The organism is Saccharopolyspora sp. NPDC045839, from assembly GCF_056431645.1.
On the sequence record NZ_JBWKKH010000029.1, the window covers coordinates 26,001 to 41,722 of the forward strand.

Annotated in this window: 14 protein-coding genes; 11 read left to right on the forward strand and 3 right to left on the reverse strand. The window is 70.7% G+C overall.

The window, feature by feature from the left end; all coding sequences use genetic code 11:
* The first annotated feature begins 23 nt into the window (after window positions 1–23).
* On the forward strand, window positions 24–923 hold the full coding sequence (locus tag AC07EQ_RS31800) for an acyl-CoA thioesterase (RefSeq protein ID WP_478391527.1): 900 nt from the start codon (window positions 24–26) through the stop codon (window positions 921–923).
* A gap of 35 nt (window positions 924–958) precedes the next feature.
* The gene (locus AC07EQ_RS31805; protein WP_452617299.1) at window positions 959–2,167 is read left to right on the forward strand and encodes a PucR family transcriptional regulator; all 1,209 of its coding nucleotides are present in this window, start codon (window positions 959–961) and stop codon (window positions 2,165–2,167) included.
* On the opposite strand, the gene AC07EQ_RS31810 is transcribed toward AC07EQ_RS31805, so the two are convergent.
* Window positions 2,164–3,198 (reverse strand): Lrp/AsnC family transcriptional regulator, encoded by a 1,035-nt coding sequence (locus AC07EQ_RS31810; protein ID WP_478391528.1) that lies wholly within the window; start codon window positions 3,196–3,198, stop codon window positions 2,164–2,166. The two genes, AC07EQ_RS31805 and AC07EQ_RS31810, sit on opposite strands and share 4 nt — an antisense overlap.
* Window positions 3,199–3,313: 115 nt before the next feature.
* Here AC07EQ_RS31810 and AC07EQ_RS31815 point away from each other — a divergent pair, with 115 nt between their 5' ends.
* The 8 genes from AC07EQ_RS31815 (at window position 3,314) to AC07EQ_RS31850 (ending at window position 12,161) form a co-directional block, all read left to right on the forward strand.
* Window positions 3,314–4,603, forward strand: coding sequence for an MFS transporter (locus tag AC07EQ_RS31815; protein ID WP_478391603.1), 1,290 nt, complete (start codon window positions 3,314–3,316; stop codon window positions 4,601–4,603).
* A complete protein-coding gene (locus tag AC07EQ_RS31820) occupies window positions 4,600–5,787 on the forward strand; it encodes a M20 metallopeptidase family protein (RefSeq protein ID WP_478391529.1) in 1,188 nt (395 codons plus the stop codon). Before AC07EQ_RS31815 ends, AC07EQ_RS31820 begins: the two co-directional genes overlap by 4 nt.
* Window positions 5,784–6,032 (forward strand): DUF2000 family protein, encoded by a 249-nt coding sequence (locus AC07EQ_RS31825; protein ID WP_478391530.1) that lies wholly within the window; start codon window positions 5,784–5,786, stop codon window positions 6,030–6,032. The genes AC07EQ_RS31820 and AC07EQ_RS31825 overlap by 4 nt, the downstream gene beginning before the upstream one ends.
* A complete protein-coding gene (locus AC07EQ_RS31830) occupies window positions 6,029–6,805 on the forward strand; it encodes a class I SAM-dependent methyltransferase (protein WP_478391531.1) in 777 nt (258 codons plus the stop codon). The genes AC07EQ_RS31825 and AC07EQ_RS31830 overlap by 4 nt, the downstream gene beginning before the upstream one ends.
* Before the next feature lie 312 nt (window positions 6,806–7,117).
* Window positions 7,118–8,578, forward strand: coding sequence for a dihydrolipoyl dehydrogenase (gene lpdA / locus AC07EQ_RS31835; RefSeq protein WP_478391532.1), 1,461 nt, complete (start codon window positions 7,118–7,120; stop codon window positions 8,576–8,578).
* Window positions 8,579–8,659: 81 nt separating this feature from the next.
* Complete coding sequence (gene pdhA / locus AC07EQ_RS31840; protein WP_478391533.1) at window positions 8,660–9,760, forward strand: pyruvate dehydrogenase (acetyl-transferring) E1 component subunit alpha; 1,101 nt, start codon at window positions 8,660–8,662, stop codon at window positions 9,758–9,760.
* Window positions 9,761–9,871: 111 nt separating this feature from the next.
* Window positions 9,872–10,870, forward strand: coding sequence for an alpha-ketoacid dehydrogenase subunit beta (locus tag AC07EQ_RS31845; RefSeq protein WP_358302905.1), 999 nt, complete (start codon window positions 9,872–9,874; stop codon window positions 10,868–10,870).
* Window positions 10,871–10,895: 25 nt separating this feature from the next.
* Window positions 10,896–12,161, forward strand: a complete 1,266-nt coding sequence (locus AC07EQ_RS31850; RefSeq protein WP_478391534.1) for a pyruvate dehydrogenase complex dihydrolipoamide acetyltransferase — start codon at window positions 10,896–10,898, stop codon at window positions 12,159–12,161.
* A 75-nt stretch (window positions 12,162–12,236) separates the two neighbouring features.
* On the opposite strand, the gene AC07EQ_RS31855 is transcribed toward AC07EQ_RS31850, so the two are convergent.
* Complete coding sequence (locus AC07EQ_RS31855; RefSeq protein WP_478391535.1) at window positions 12,237–13,628, reverse strand: aspartate aminotransferase family protein; 1,392 nt, start codon at window positions 13,626–13,628, stop codon at window positions 12,237–12,239.
* Between the two features lie 134 nt (window positions 13,629–13,762).
* Here AC07EQ_RS31855 and AC07EQ_RS31860 point away from each other — a divergent pair, with 134 nt between their 5' ends.
* Complete coding sequence (locus tag AC07EQ_RS31860) at window positions 13,763–15,193, forward strand: gamma-aminobutyraldehyde dehydrogenase (protein ID WP_478391536.1); 1,431 nt, start codon at window positions 13,763–13,765, stop codon at window positions 15,191–15,193.
* A 4-nt stretch (window positions 15,194–15,197) separates the two neighbouring features.
* On the opposite strand, the gene AC07EQ_RS31865 is transcribed toward AC07EQ_RS31860, so the two are convergent.
* Window positions 15,198–15,692: an Lrp/AsnC family transcriptional regulator gene (locus tag AC07EQ_RS31865; protein ID WP_132492105.1), complete on the reverse strand. Its 495-nt coding sequence runs from the start codon at window positions 15,690–15,692 to the stop codon at window positions 15,198–15,200.
* Window positions 15,693–15,722: the final 30 nt, after the last annotated feature.

Below are 15,722 nucleotides of genomic sequence, written 5' to 3' on the forward strand. Positions count from 1 at the left end.
GTTGTGCGTAGTTGATTCAGGTCATGGACGTACCCCGCTTGCAGGACCTGCTCGACCTGGCCGAGCCGGACGCCGACCGGTTCCTCGGTCGCACCCAGCCGATGCCGAAGCGCCGCCTGTTCGGCGGGCTGCTGCTCGCCCAGTCGATCGCCGCGGCGGGGCGCACGGTCGCCGACGACCGGCCGGTGCACTCGATGCACGCGCTGTTCGTCCGGCCCGCGGATCCGACCGACCTCGTCGAGTACACAGTGGACAGAATCCGGGACGGCGGGGCCACCTCGGCGCGGCGGGTGATCGCCCGCCAGGACGGGGTCGAGGTGTTCACCGCGCTGGTCTCCTTCCAGCGCGGCCGCGACGGCGTGCGGCACCAGGCGGAATTCCCGCGGGCCACCGAGCCCGAGGAGCTGCTGCCGCTGCACGAGCGCTTCGCCGACTCCGACGTGCCGGTCCCGGACTGGTGGCGCAAGCCCCGCGCGATCGAGCTCCGCCACGTCGACGACCCCCCCACCCGTCTCCCGACCGCCACCCCCCAAGGAGACGCTTCGCGCCGCGGTACTGATGCGCCGCCGGTCGAGCCGAGCGACGCCTCCCGGCACCTGGTGTGGATGCGCGCCCCGGAGAAGCTGCCGGACGATCCGCTGCTGCACGCCTGCGCGCTGGCCTACGCCTCGGACATGACCTTGCTGGAGCCGGTGTTCCTGCTGCACGGCGTCGACCGGCACGCCAAGGGGCTGCAGCTGGCCAGTCTGGATCACGCGATGTGGTTCCACGAAGACCTCCGCGCCGACGAGTGGCTGCTCTACGACCAGGACTGCCCGGTTGCGGCGGGCGGTCGGGTGCTTGGACGCGGCAACGTCTTCGACCGTTCCGGCCGCCACGTGGCGACGGTCGCCCAAGAGGGACTACTGCGAATCGAGCGATGAGGCCGGGCAACGAGTGGCCGGTATCGTTCCTGGGTGTGGTAGCAGATCCTGCCGACTCCGCCGCCGAAGTCACCCACGCGCTGGCCCGGGCCCGCCTCGCCGACGTGCCCGCTCTCACCGAGCGGTTGATGGCCGCGATCTTCACCGACAACCCGGAGTGGACCGACTACAGCCCCGTTCCCAAGGAGGACCTCTGGGAGGGCTGCCGGCAGTACCTCGAACGCATCCTGCAGATCCTCAGCGGCGAGGTCGCTGGGCCGGACGGCGACGACGTGGCGGCCGCGATCGGCCGCCGCCGGGCCGAGCAGGGCGTGCCGCTGGAAGTGATGCTGCGGACGTTCCGGCTGGGCGGCCGGATCGCCTGGGAGGCGCTGGTCGACCAGGCGCACCAGGACGGCGCCGACCCCGACTCGGTGCTGGGGGTCGCGACGTCGATCTGGACGGTCATCGACGGCCTGTCCTCGACGCTGTCGACGTCCTACCGCAACACCGAGCTGGAGCGGCTGCGCCGCGACGACCAGCGGCGCCACGCCATGGTCGAGGACCTGCTCGCGGGTCGCGCGCGCGACATCGCCTTCGCGCAGCGCACCGCGAAGGAGCTCGACCTGCCCACCGGCGGGCGGTACCTGGCGATCGTCGCCGACCTGACCAGCGACGGCGGCTTCGCGCTGCGCGGGCACCAGGACGCCTTGAGCGCCCTGCACTTCCGCTCCGTGTGGCAGGTGCGCGCCGATTCGCTGGTGGGTCTGGTGGCGCTGGAGCAGCGGAGCAAGGACCTCGCGCTGGACGCGCTGCGACCGCTGGCGCGCGGCCGCGTCGCGGTGTCGCCGCCGGTGCGCGGGCTCGCGGAGGTGGGGCTCGCCCACCAGCTCGCGCTCACCACGCTGGGCACCTCGTCGTACGGCGCCGCGGAGCTGGTGACCCTGGAGGAGCGGTATCCGGAGGCGCTGCTGGTGCAGTCGCCGGACCTGGCGCAGCGGATGCTGGAGTCCCAGCTCGGCCCGATCCTGGAGCTGCCGGTCAAGGAACGCGACATGCTGCTGGACACCCTGGCGGCATGGCTGGAGGAGAACTGCTCGACGGCCAACGCGGCGGTCCGCCTCCACTGCCACCGCAACACGGTCCTCAACCGCCTGCACCGCATCACGTCGCTGATCGGCCAGCCCCTCTACGGCCGCTCGGCGTACGTGTCGTTGTCGCTGGCGCTGTCCGCGCTGCGCCTCCGCGACGGCCTCCGCGACTAGGCGGTAGGCAGGGATTTCGGGGGTAGCCAGGGGTCGATCGGGACGCAGCCCGCGGCGTGGCCGTCCTCGTCCAGGAGCCGGCCCATCAGCTTCACCATGCGCAGCGTCACCGCCCGGTCCACGAGGTGCAGCTGCGGCAGGCGGTCGGCCAGCAGCGCTTCCAGGCGCGCCAGGTCGGCCACGGACTTGAGCCACAGCGTGAACAGCAGGTTGTGCGGGCCGGTGACCGATGAGCACATCCGCAGTTCGGGAAGGGCGCTCAGGCCCTGCACGACCTTGTCGAGCTCGCCGGGCGGGACGCTGGCCCAGAGGGTCGCGGCGATCGGCCAGCCGGTGAGGTTGCGGGCGATCTCGCACCGCAGCACGGCGTCGCCGTGGCGCGCCAGCCCGGCGATGCGGCGGCGGACGTTCGGTGCGCTCAGCCCGGTCTCCCGGGCCAGCTCGACCGCGGGTGCCCGGGCGTCCCGGGACAGGGCGGTGATCAGCCGGTGGTCGTGCTCGTCGAGGTCGGCGCGCGGCTGGTCGGAGGCCGGCCGGACGAGCCGGCGCTGTTGGGCGGCGGTGAGGCTGCGCAGCCGCCACCGGGAGCCTTCGGTGAACACCCGGGTGCCCAGCGCGGCGCGGGTGCGGGCGACCCCGGGCAGCGCCGAGATGCGCTCGGACACCAGCTCCGACAGCGCGCCGAGGTCCTCGACCAGCACCATGATCAGCAGGTCCCGCCCGCCCGCGAGGTGTTCGACGGTGGCCACCTGCGGGTAGGTCGCCAGCGTTCGGGCCACCTCCATCGCCCGGCCGGACTGCACGTCGATCTCGACGTAGGCCGTGAAGGTCGCGTCGATCAGCCGGATACCCGGGTAGCAGGTCGTCCAGGCCCGGCCCGTGCTGCGCAGCCGGTCCCAGCGCCGCGCCGCGGTCACCGCGTCCACGTCGAGCACCCGGCCCACCTCGGTCCAGGAGGCGCGGGGTGCGATCTGCAGCGCGTGCAGGATCGAGCGGTCCAGCTCGTCCAGCGCCTTCTCCTTTTCCTGCATGAGTTTCCAGTCTTCGTGCTTTTTCCTGCATTCTTGCGCAGGTTCCTTTCGGTGAACTACACCGGATCGCACTCTGCTCGGCACGAACACACCTCGGAGGTGAGTGTTGGCGCAGGTGGATGGGGCCCTGGCAGCGCGGCCAGGGCGAGCGGCGGTTTCCCCGAAGGGGCGTCGCGAACTGATCGCAGGCACGGTCGGCGGGATCGTCGAGTCGTTCGACTGGACGATCTACGCGGTGCTGGCGCCGTACTTCGCATCGCAGATGTTCGCCGGGGACGACGAGCTGACCAAGCTGCTCGCGGCCTATGCGGGCTTCGCGGTGGGCTTCGTGGTCCGCCCGATGGGCAGCTACCTGCTCGGCCGGATCGCCGACGTGCGCGGCCGCCGGTTCGCGCTGATCGTCAGCATGGGCACGATCTGCCTGGGCAGCCTGTTGATCGCGGCGCTGCCCACCGCGGCGACGATCGGGGTCGCGGCTCCGGTGGTCCTAGTGCTGCTGCGCGCCCTGCAGGGGATCGCGATGGGCGGGGAGAACCCGAGCGTCGCGGCCTACATCACGGAAACCGCGCCGAAGCACCGCAGGTTCCTCTACAGCGGCCTCTCCTACTGCGGCGCGTTCATCGGCAACATCCTCTGCTTCGCCGTCGTCGGCGCGCTGCTGCTCGTGCTGGGCGAGCAGGGGGTCGTCGACGGCGGCTGGCGGATCGGCTTCGTCGTCGCGGCCCTCTTCGGCGTCCTGGCGTTCTGGGTGCGCAGCACGGCCGCCGAGAGCGAGGAGTTCGAGGCGGGCAGGCGCGCCGCGGCACCGCGGCCGAAGCCGTTCGATCACGCCCGGGGCATGCTCGCGGTGTTCCTGATGACCACCGGCACCACCGTCGGGGTCTACTTCGGGACCGTCTACCTACCGGAGTACGCCGCGCAGGTCGGCGTCGCGCATTCCGCGGCGTCCAACCTGGAGATGATCCCGAGCCTGCTCGCGTTGATCGCCGCGATGGTCGTTTCCGGTTTGCTGGCCGATCGCTTCGGTGGCATGAGGGTGTTCCGGGTCGGGGCTCTGCTGCTGGCGTTGAGCACGGTTCCGCTGATGACCGCGCTCGCCCAGGGCTGGCTGCCGATGTGGGCGGTGGCGACCTGCTACCTCGTCCTCGGCGTCGCACCCACGACGGCCGTGGCGAACGTGCTCTACAGCGAGGTCTTCCCGGTGGCGGTGCGGGTGGTGGCCATGGGTGTGCCGTTCACCCTCGCGGTGGCGCTGTTCGGCGGCACCTTCCCGCTGCTGGCGGAGGGTCTCGCGGCGTTCGGGCACCTGCCCGCGGTTCCGTGGTTCGCCGCCGGTACCGCCGTCATCACGCTGCTGGGGACCGCGGTGCTCGGTGCCCGTTCCGGCGAGAAGGGACTGTCATGATCGCCCTGCCGACGTTGGTGGACGACGCCCGCGCTCTGCATCCGGACCTGGTGCGGATTCGCCATGATCTGCACCGGGTTCCGGAGCTGGGGTTGCGGCTGCCGCGCACCCAGGAACGCGTGTTGTCCGAATTGGACGGACTGGGCCTGGACGTGTCGACGGGTGCCGGGCTCAGCTCGGTCACCGCCGTCCTGCGCGGCTCGCGACCGGGCCCGACGGTGCTGCTGCGCGGGGACATGGACGCGCTGCCGGTGGTGGAGGAGACCGGGCTGGATTTCGCCGCGGACGACGTCCGGATGCACGCCTGCGGTCATGATCTGCACACGACGATGCTGCTGGGCGCGGCGAAACTGCTGGCGCCGCGCAGGGATCAGCTCGCCGGCGACGTGGTGTTCATGTTCCAGCCGGGAGAGGAGGGCTACGACGGCGCGGCGCGGATGCTCGAGGAGGGCCTCCTGTCCGCGTCCGGGCGCAAGCCCGACGCGGCCTACGCGCTGCACGTGATCTCCTCGTTGCGCCGCGGTCTCTTCACCACCCGGGGCGGGCCGATGCTCTCGGCGTCCAACCGGCTGGTGGTGACCGTCCGGGGGCGGGGTGGGCACGGCTCGATGCCGTTCCGGGCGGTGGACCCGGTGCCGGTGGCGTGCGAGATGGTCCTGGCGTTGCAGGCCTTCGTGACCCGCCGGTTCGACATCTTCGACCCGGTGGTGCTGACGGTCGGCACGATCCACGGCGGCACCCAGGAGAACATCATCCCCGACGAGGTCACCTTCGCCGCGACGGTCCGGTCCTTCTCCCGGCACGCCCAGTCGGTGGTCAAGGACGGCTCGGTCCAGGTCTGCGCGGGCATCGCCGCGGCGCACGGGGCGGAGGTGCGAGCCGAATTCGTCGAGCAGTACCCGGTGACGGTCAACGACGAGGCGGAGGCGGAGTTCGTCGCGGACGCCCTGCGGGAGCTGCACGGCGAGAACCGCTTCGCCCCGGCCCCCCAACCGCTCGGCGCTTCGGAGGACTTCTCCCGGGTGCTCGACGAGATCCCCGGAGCGATGATCTCCCTGGGCGCCTGCCCGGAAGACCTCGACCCGGAGAAGGCGCCGAACAACCACTCGCCGCGAGCCCGGTTCGACGACGCGGTGCTCGGCGACGGCGCGGCCGCGTACGCCGCGTTGGCCGTCCGGAGGTGACCGCTGTTCTTGCTCGCGATCTGCGCGACCGCGCCCAGCAGCGGGAAGAACTGACCGTCGTGGGGTTCAATGAGGTCGCCCGCCGCGCCCGCGACTACGACGACTACCTCCGTACGCTGTCCGGGACGCCGGGCGACGAGGTCGCGCAGGCCGCGGTGGCGATCTTCGGCCCGCGGAACCGCGTGACGGCCCTGACCAAACGACTCCCGCTGCTGGGCAGCGGTGACGAGGAGGGAGCCGCGTGACCACGGTCGCCGACCATTACGACAGTCTCCTCGCCGAGCACTACACCTGGATGCTCGGCGGCGACATCGAGGCCACCGCTTCGGCGCAACTGGAGCTCTTCCGCGAGCTGGGCGTAGGGGCGCATTCCGAAGGCGCCATCGCCGTCGACCTCGGTTGCGGCTCAGGCGCGCAATCGCTGGCGCTGGCCCGGATCGGTTTTGCCCAGGTGATCGCAGTGGACACCAGCGCCCAGCTGCTCGACGAACTCGGCGCGCACGCCGCGGATTCCGAGGCGGGGCAAGCGATCAGGCCCGTGCACGGCGACATCTGCGAGGTCCTTCCCCGAGACGTCGAGCCGGGTACGGCCGCCGCGATCGTGTGCATGGGCGACACGCTCCCGCACCTGCCCGCGAGGGAGGACGTTTCCGCCCTGATCGACGACATCGCCCGCATGCTCCGTCCCGGCGGCCACTTCGTCGCCACCTACCGCGACCTGACGCGGGAGCTGGCGGGGCCGGACCGCTTCATCCCGGTCCGCAGCACGGAGGACCGGATCCTCACCTGTTTCCTCGAATATCCCGACGACAACACCGTGCTCGTGCACGACGTCCTGCACACCCGTTCCGGAGGGCGCTGGGAGCTGGAGGTGAGCAGCTATCCCAAGCTGCGGCTGCCTCCGGCGTGGTTGACCGAGCAGTGCCGGGCGGCGGGCCTGGAGATCCGGCGCGACGTCGTCGGGCCGCGAGGGCTGTGCACACTTCACGCGGTCAGGCGCTTGACTGTGCAAGCGTGACATTCGGCCAAAACGCATATTTCGGGCCGCTGGCGGTGGCGTCGACTCCGAGTCGGCGCCGCCGCTTGCTTTTTCGTGCCTGAGTGTGTCTCGCGTCACGTGATCGGCGTCTCGAGTACTGTCGGTGATGATCGCGTTACATGTTGTGTGTGTCACGCGTGGGAATGTGCGGTTTGCACATCCGTTGTCCGAGAAGTCTGGGCGAGCGGGCATAGCGCGGGAGTGGTCGTGCTCACGACACTCACAGTGAGAATTGCCCGCTCGATCCGGGCTTTCCGTAACCGGCGCGTGCAGTCAAAGGAGCACAGCGAAGTGCAGGAGTTCGACCTTCTCGTGGTGGGCGGTGGCCCCGGCGGATACGTCGCCGCGATCCGGGCCGCGCAGCGCGGCCTCGCGGTCGCCGTGGTGGAAAAGGAGCGGCCCGGCGGGGTCTGCCTGAACTGGGGCTGCATCCCCACCAAGGCGATGCTGCGTTCGGCCGAGGTGTACGAAACCGTGCTGCACGCGGCCGATTTCGGGGTGAACGTCGAGAACGTCACCGTCGACTACGACGCGATCACGCGTCGCAAGAGCGCCGTCGTCAAGGGCCTCACCGACGGCGTCGCCGGCCTGCTCAAGAGCAACGGCGTCACCGTGATCAACGGCCACGCCCGGTTCACCGGCCCGACCACCGTGGACGTCTACGCCACCGGTGAGTCGCCGCTGGGCGCCGACGGCCCGCGCTACGCCGCCGAACCGGCCGGCGCGCAGCCCGTCGAGCAGGTCAAGGCCCGCGACGTCATCATCGCCACCGGCTCGGTCCCCGTGCAGCTGCCGCTGCCCGGCGCGGACCTGCCCGGCGTGATCACCTCCGACGGCGCCTTCGGGCTCACCGAGGTGCCGAAGCGCATCGCGATCATCGGCGGCAGCGCGGTCGGCGCCGAGTGGGCGACCCTGTTCGCCACCCTCGGCAGCGAGGTCAGCATCATCGAGATGCAGAAGACCCTCGTGCCCGCCGAGGACGTCGAGGTCGGCAAGGCGCTGGGCCGCTCGTTCACCAAGCGCGGCATCAAGGTGCTCACCGAGGCGACCGTGTCCCGCGTCGACCAGGCCGCCGACGGCCTGAAGGTCACCGTGGACGGCGCCAAGCCGCAGCAGATCGACGCGGACGTGGTGCTGGTCGGCGTCGGCCGCAAGCCCAACACCGCCAACCTGGACCTGGCGAAGACCGGCGTCGCCACCAGCGAGCGCGGCTTCATCACCGTCGACGACAAGCTGCGCACCAACGTCGAGCACGTCTACGCGATCGGCGACGTCACCGGCAAGGCGCTGCTCGCGCACGTCGCGTCGCACCAGGGCGTGGTCGCCGCCGAGACGATCGCCGGGCACCACGCCGCGATCGACTACAACGTCATCCCGGCCGCCACCTTCACCCACCCGGAGATCGCCAGCGTCGGGCTCACCGAGGCCAAGGCGATCGAGGCCGGCCACGAGGTGGTCGCCGCCAAGTTCCCGTTCGCCGCGCTCGGTCGCGCCCAGAGCTACGGCGACACCGAGGGCTTCATGAAGATCGTCGCCGGCAAGAAGTACGGCGAGGTGCTGGGCGTGCACATCATCGGGCACTCCGCCAGCGACCTGATCACCGAGGGCGCCCTCGCCATGGCCCTGGAGGCCACCCTCGACGAACTCGCCGAGACCATCCACGCGCACCCGACCCTGGGCGAGATCGGCATGGAGGCGGCGATGTCCGCGCTCGGCCTGCCGGTCCACGTCGCGCCGCCGAAGAAGCGCTGAGCGAAGACCAGTGAGGGATTCAGAGGTTTGCGTAGCCGGCTGCCGCCGCTTCTGAAACGGCCAATCGAAAGGGGATCTGTGATGGCACAGACTGCTACCCGCACCAAACCCGCCACTCGCGCCGCCAAGTCGCGCCGCGCCGGTTCGGTACGCGGCTCCGGCGGCGGACGGTTCGCCGGTGAGTCGCCGGAGCTCCTGAAGGACTACTTCTACGAGATGACCCTGATCCGCCGCTTCGAGGAGCGCGCGGCCCAGGGCTACACCCAGGCCAAGATCGGCGGCTACTGCCACCTCAACCTCGGTGAGGAAGCCACCGTCGTCGGCCTGATGCGGGCGCTGCGCAAGAGCGACCTGCTGTTCACCAACTACCGCGAGCACGGCTACGCGATCGCCAAGGGCATCGAGCCCGGCCGCGTGATGGCCGAGCTGTACGGCCGCACCACCGGCACCTCCAAGGGCTGGGGCGGCTCGATGCACATGTTCGACGTCGAGGCCGGGCTGCTGGGCGGCTACGGCATCGTCGGCGGGCAGGTCCCGCTGGCCACCGGTGCGGCGATGGCCATCGACTACCGCGGCGGCGACCAGGTCGTGATGTGCCAGATGGGCGACGGCACCACCAACATCGGCGCCTTCCACGAGGCGCTGAACATCGCCGCGCTGTGGAACCTGCCGGTGGTGTTCGTGGTGATCAACAACCAGCTCGGGATGGGCACCACGGTCGACAAGTCCTCGGCCGAGCCGGACCTGTTCAAGCGCGCCGCCGCCTACCGGATGCACGGCGAGCGGGTGGACGGCAACGACGTGCTGGCCGTCCGCGACGCAGCGACCCGCCTGGTCGAGCAGGCCCGCGAGAACGGCCGCCCGGCGCTGCTGGAGGCCGTCAGCGAGCGGCTGAAGGGCCACTCGGTGGTCGACCCGGCCAAGTACCGCAGCGAGGACTCGGTCGAGAAGGCCAAGCAGGCCGACCCGGTGGCGAACTTCCGGGCCGAGCTGATCGAGGCGGGCATCCTCGACGAGGACGACGCCGTGGAGATCGAGCGCAAGGCGCAGGCCGAGGCCGACGCGGCGGTCGCGTTCGCCGACGACAGCCCGCACCCGGACCCCTCGACGCTGTTCGACTACACCTACGCCACCCCGGTGGCCAACGACTCGCGGCGCCTGCCGGCCGACCCGGTCTTCTGAGGCTTCTGCCCCGCGAATTCGCGACACCCCGCCACAGATCCCGTGGATCTCTCCGACGCCAATGGAGAGATCCGCGGGGTTCACCAATGCTTTTGTGCAGGAGAAAAACCCTTGGCCGTCATCTCTTATCGCCAAGCGTTGCACGACACGCTTCGCGAAGAAATGCTTCGCGATGAGGACGTCTTCCTCATCGGCGAGGAAATCGGGGTCTTCGAAGGCTCCTACAAGATCACCGCCGGGCTGCTGAAGGAATTCGGCGAGAAGCGCGTGCGCGACACCCCGATCGCCGAAGAGGGCTTCGTCGGCGCCGCGGTCGGCGCCGCCATGCTCGGCCTGCGGCCGGTCGTCGAACTGATGACGATCAACTTCTCGTTGATCGCGCTGGACCAGATCGTCAACCACGCGGCCAAGATCTACGGCATGTTCGGCGGGCAGACCAGCGTGCCGATGGTGCTGCGCACGCCGGGCGGCGGCGGCCAGCAGCTGGGCGCCACCCACTCGCAGAACATCGAGCTGTACTACGCGTTCGTGCCGGGCCTGAAGGTCGTCGCGCCGAGCACCCCGGCCGACGCCAAGGCGCTGCTGCTGGCGTCCATCCGGGACAACGACCCGGTGCTGTTCCTGGAGAACCTCGCGCTGTACAACACCAAGGGCGAGGTCCCGGACGTCGTCGAGCCCGCCGAGATCGGCAAGGCGAAGGTGACCAAGCAGGGCACCGACATCACCATCATCGGCTACTCGCGGATGGCCATGGTCGCCCAGCAGGTCGCCGAGAAGCTGCAGGCCGAAGAGGGCATCAACGCCGAGGTCGTCGACCTGCGCAGCCTGCGGCCGCTGGACCGCGACACCGTCGTGGAGTCGGTGCGCAAGACCGGCTGCGCCGTGATCGCCGAGGACGACTGGCTGACCTACGGCATCGGCGCGGAGGTCGCGGCGTCCATTTCGGACGGTGCGTTCGACTACCTGGACGCCCCGGTGCGCCGCGTCGCCGCGGCGGAGGTCCCGCTGCCCTACGCCAAGCCGCTGGAGCGCGCCGCGCTGCCGTCCGCCGAGTCCCTCACGACCGCTGTCCACCAAACGCTGGACGCCGTCGGCCGCCGTCGCCGCTGAGGCCTGTGCTCACCCGAGGAAGACCATGACTGAGATTCAGATGCCGAGGCTCTCCGACACGATGGAGGAGGGCGTGATCTCGACCTGGCGCAAGAACGTCGGCGACCAGGTCAGCCGCGGCGAAGTGATGGCCGAGATCGAGACCGACAAGGCCATCATGGAGCTGGAGGCCTACGACGACGGGGTGCTGGAGAAGATCCTCGTCGAGGCGGGAGCGACGGTGCCGATCGGCACCCCGATCGCGATCCTCGGCGACGGCTCCGGTGCCGCGGCGGAAGCCGCCCCGGCCCCCGCGCCCGCCGCTGCGGCTCCGGCCGCCGAGGCCCCGGCCGCTGAGGCTCCGGCCCCGGCCGAGCCCGCCGCCGCTCCGGCGCCTGCCGCCCCGGCCGCGCCCGCCGAGGAGGGTGCGAAGCCGAAGGCGTCGCCGCTGGCGAAGGCGGTCGCCAAGGAGAAGGGCGTGGACCTGTCCACGGTGCAGGGCACCGGCCCCGGCGGGCGGATCATCCGCGCCGACATCGAGGCCGCCGCCTCGGCCACCCCTGCCGCCGCTGCTCCGGCTGCCGCCGCCGCTCCGGCCGCCGCTCCGGTGGTGTCCAATGAGGACGTCGAGGAGATCCCGCTCAGCAACATCCGCAAGGTGACCGCGAAGCGCCTGGTGGAGAGCAAGCAGCAGGCCCCGCACTTCTACCTGACCAGCGCCATCGACGTCACCGACCTGATGGCGTTCCGGGCGACCCTCAACGATCGCCTGCAGGCCGCGGGCGGCCCGAAGGTCAGCGTCAACGACCTGGTCGTCAAGGCGGTGGCGACGGCCCTGCGCGCGAACCCGGCGGTGAACGTCTCGTTCGCCGGCGACAAGATGCTGCAGCACAAGCGCATCAACCTCGGTGTCGCGGTGGCCATCGACAACGGCCTGGTCGTGCCGGTGATCAAGGACGCCGACCGCAAGAGCGTCTCGGAGATCGCCGCGGAGAGCCGGGAGCTGGCCGGGCGGGCCCGCGAGGGCAAGCTGAAGCTGGACGAGATGTCCGGCGGCACCTTCTCGATCTCCAACCTGGGCATGTTCGGCATCGAGCAGTTCAGCGCGGTGATCAACCCGCCGGAGGCGGCGATCCTGGCGGTCGGCGCGGCCCGCGACGAGGTGCAGGTGCGCGACGGCGAGTTCGTGGCCCGCAAGATCCTGCGGGCGACGCTGTCGGCGGACCACCGGGCGGTGGACGGCGCGGTCGGCGCGGCGTTCCTGCAGCTGCTGACCGGGCTCCTGGAGGACCCGATCCGCATCATCGCCTGACGACCGGCGACTTGGGCCCCTTCCGCGACGACACGGTCTCTCGCGGGAGGGGCCTTTTCACGCCCTGACCGGTCGTCAGAGCTTGGTCTGGGCGTCGGTGAGGACCGCGCGGAGGATCTGCTCCACCTCGTCGAAGTGCTCCTGGGTGGAGATCAGCGGCGGGGCCAGCTGGATCACCGGCTCCGCCCGGTCGTCCGCGCGGCAGTACAGGCCGGCTTCGAACAGGCCGGGGGAGACGTGGCCGCGCAGGACGCGTTCCGCGTCTTCCGCCGTGAAGGTCTCCTTGGTCGCCTTGTCCTTGACCAGCTCGATGCCGTAGAAGTACCCCGCGCCGCGGACGTCGCCGACGATCGGCAGGTCCAGCAGTTTCTCCAGGGTGGCGCGGAAGTTCGCCTCGTTGGCCTGGACCCGGCCGTAGAGGTCTTCCGACTCGATGAGGTCCAGGTTGGCCATGGCGACCGCGCAGGCCACCGGGTGCCCGCCGTAGGTCGAGCCGTGCGTGAAGCTGCTGCCGTCGACCAGGAACGGCTCCATCAGCCGCTCGTCGGCGATCATCGCGCCCAGCGGCGCGTACCCGGAGGTCAGGCCCTTGGCGACGGTGATGATGTCCGGCTGGTACCCGTAGCGGTTGGCGCCGAAGTCGTGCCCGAGCCGGCCGAAGGCGCAGATCACCTCGTCGGAGACCAGCAGCACGTCGTGCTCGGTGCAGATCTCCCGCACCCGCTGCCAGTAGCCGGGCGGCGGCGGGAAGCAGCCGCCGGTGTTCTGCAGCGGCTCCAGGAACACCGCGGCGACGGTCTCCGGGCCTTCCCGCTCGATCGCGCGGGCGATCTCGTCGGCCGCCCAGGCGCCGAACGCCTCGTAGTCGTCGGCGTGGACCGGCGCGCGGTAGAAGTTGGTGCTGGGCACCTTGATCGCGCTGGGCACCAGCGGCTCGAAGTCCTGCTTGGCGCCCGGGATGCCGGTGATGGACAGCGCGCCCTGCGAGGTGCCGTGGTAGGCCAGCGAGCGGCTGATCACCTTGTGCTTGTTGGGCTTTCCGGTCTTCTTGAAGTACTGCTTGGCGAGCTTCCAGGCGCTCTCCACGGCTTCGCCGCCGCCGCCGGTGAAGAACACCCGGTCGAGGTCGCCGGGGGCCTGGGCGGCGACCCGCTCGGCGAGCTCCACCGCGCTGGGGTGCGCGTGCGACCACAGCGGGAAGTACGCGAGCTGCTTGGTCTGCCGCGCCGCCGCCTCGGCCAGTTCGTCGCGGCCGTGCCCGACCTGGACCGCGAACAGGCCGGCCAGGCCGTCGAAGTAGCGCTTGCCGTGCTCGTCGTAGACGTAGGGGCCGTCGCCGCGCACGATCACCGGGATCTCGGTGTCGGCGTAGCCGCTGTGGTCGGCGAAGTGCAGCCACAGGTGGTCGCGGGCCCGGTCGCCGAAGGTGCGGGCCCCGGTTGCGGCGGGCTTGTCCGTCGCGCTCATGATCAACCTCACGCTCATCAGTATGTGCGGAATCCATTGTACTGACTGCCATGGACAACGGAAAGCGTCGTAAATACCATCAACGACCATTGATCTAGTGGTCAAGTGCAGTCGATCAACGGAAGAGGTGTCGCGTGGCACGGCAAGCGTTCGACAACTTCATCGACGGCCGCCGGGTGCCGGCCGTCGACGGCCGGACCCTGGACGTCGTCGACCCGGCGACCGGCGAGGTCTACGCCGTCCAGGCGCTCTCCGGGAAGTCCGATGTGGACAATGCGATGGCCGCCGCGGAACGGGCTTTCCGGGACTGGCGGCGCACCACCCCGGCGCAGCGGCAGATCGCCCTGCTGCACATCGCCGACGCCATCGAGGCGCGCGCGGACGAGGTGGTGCGCGTCGAGTGCGAGAACACCGGCAAGCCGGTCGCGCTCACGCACTCCGAGGAGATGACGATGGTGCTGGACCACCTGCGGTTCTTCGCCGGTGCGGCCCGGGTGCTGGAGGGGCGCGCCGCGGCCGAGTACCTGGCCGGGCACACCTCGATGATCCGCCGCGAGCCGCTCGGCGTGTGCGCCCAGGTCACGCCCTGGAACTACCCGCTGCTGATGGCGATCTGGAAGATCGCGCCCGCGCTGGCGGCCGGGAACACCGTCGTGCTCAAGCCGTCCGAGACCACTCCCGCGAGCACGCTGCTGCTCGCCGAGATCGCCGGAAAGCACCTGCCCGCCGGCGTGCTCAACGTGGTCACCGGCGACCGGGACACCGGGCGCCTGCTCGTCGATCACCCGGTGCCGCAGATGGCCTCCATCACCGGCTCCGTGCGCGCGGGCATCGAGGTCGCCGGATCGGCGGCGCGGGACCTCAAGCGCGTGCACCTGGAGCTCGGCGGCAAGGCGCCGGTCGTGGTCTTCGCCGACGCCGATGTCGCGGCGGCCGCGGAGGGCATCGCCGCCGCCGGCTTCTTCAACGCCGGGCAGGACTGCACGGCGGCGACCCGCGTGCTGGTGCAGGAAGGGCTGCACGACGAGTTCGTGGCGGCGCTGACCGAGCAGGCGCGTGGCACCCGGACCGGTCCGCCCGGCGACGCCGACGCGGACTACGGCCCGCTGAACAGCGCCGACCAGCTCGCGAAGGTGGCCGGGTTCATCGACCGGCTGCCCGATCACGCCGTCGTCCACTGCGGCGGATCACGGGTCGGGGAGCGCGGGTTCTGCTACGCGCCCACCGTGGTCTCCGGGCTGCGCCAGGACGACGAGATCGTGCAGGAGGAGGTGTTCGGCCCGGTGATCACGGTGCAGAGCTTCACCGACGAGGAGGACGCCTACGCCAAGGCCAACGGCGTCCGCTACGGCCTCGCGTCGTCGGTGTGGACCGCGGACCACGCGCGGGCGATGCGGGCGAGCATCGAGCTGGACTTCGGCACGGTGTGGCTCAACACGCACATCCCGCTGGTAGCGGAGATGCCGCACGGCGGGTTCAAGCACTCCGGCTACGGCAAGGACCTGTCCATGTACGGCTTGGAGGACTACACCCGGATCAAGCACGTGATGTCCAGCCTGGGGTGAGGCCCTACCGGGTGCCCCAGGCGTAGGTCTGCTTGCGGAGCTTGAGGTAGACGAAGGTCTCGGTGCCGGTGACGGCCTCCAGGCTGCGGATGCGGCGGTTGATCACCTCCAGCAGCTGGTCGTCGTCCCGGCACACCACCTCGACGAGCAGGTCGAACGAGCCAGCCGTGATCACGACGTACTCGATCTCCGGCAGCTCCGCGAGCCGGTCCGCGACCTCCTGCACGTCGCCGGACACGGTCACGCCGATCATCGCCTGCCGCAGGAAGCCGAGCTGCAGCGGATCGGTGACCGCGACGATCTGCACCATCCCCGAGTCCAGCAGCCGCTGGACTCGCTGGCGCACCGCTGCCTCGGACAGGCCGACGGCCTTGCCGATCGCGGCGTAGGACCGCCGGCCGTCCTGCTGCAGCTGTTCGATGATCCGCTTGGACAACTCGTCCACGTGGACGGGCGATTTCGCGTCCGGCGAGTCCTGCTCGTGGGGCTTGCGTGTCACAGCGACGTATCGTTGCCGCCGCGCGAGCCG

Coding starts and splice junctions, on each gene's coding strand:
- AC07EQ_RS31855 (WP_478391535.1), bottom strand. CDS start 13,628: ATGAGCGCGACGGACAAGCCCGCCGCAACCGGGGCCCGCACCTTCGGC.
- pdhA (WP_478391533.1), top strand. CDS start 8,660: ATGGCACAGACTGCTACCCGCACCAAACCCGCCACTCGCGCCGCCAAG.
- AC07EQ_RS31800 (WP_478391527.1), top strand. CDS start 24: ATGGACGTACCCCGCTTGCAGGACCTGCTCGACCTGGCCGAGCCGGAC.
- AC07EQ_RS31820 (WP_478391529.1), top strand. CDS start 4,600: ATGATCGCCCTGCCGACGTTGGTGGACGACGCCCGCGCTCTGCATCCG.
- AC07EQ_RS31810 (WP_478391528.1), bottom strand. CDS start 3,198: ATGCAGGAAAAGGAGAAGGCGCTGGACGAGCTGGACCGCTCGATCCTG.
- AC07EQ_RS31850 (WP_478391534.1), top strand. CDS start 10,896: ATGACTGAGATTCAGATGCCGAGGCTCTCCGACACGATGGAGGAGGGC.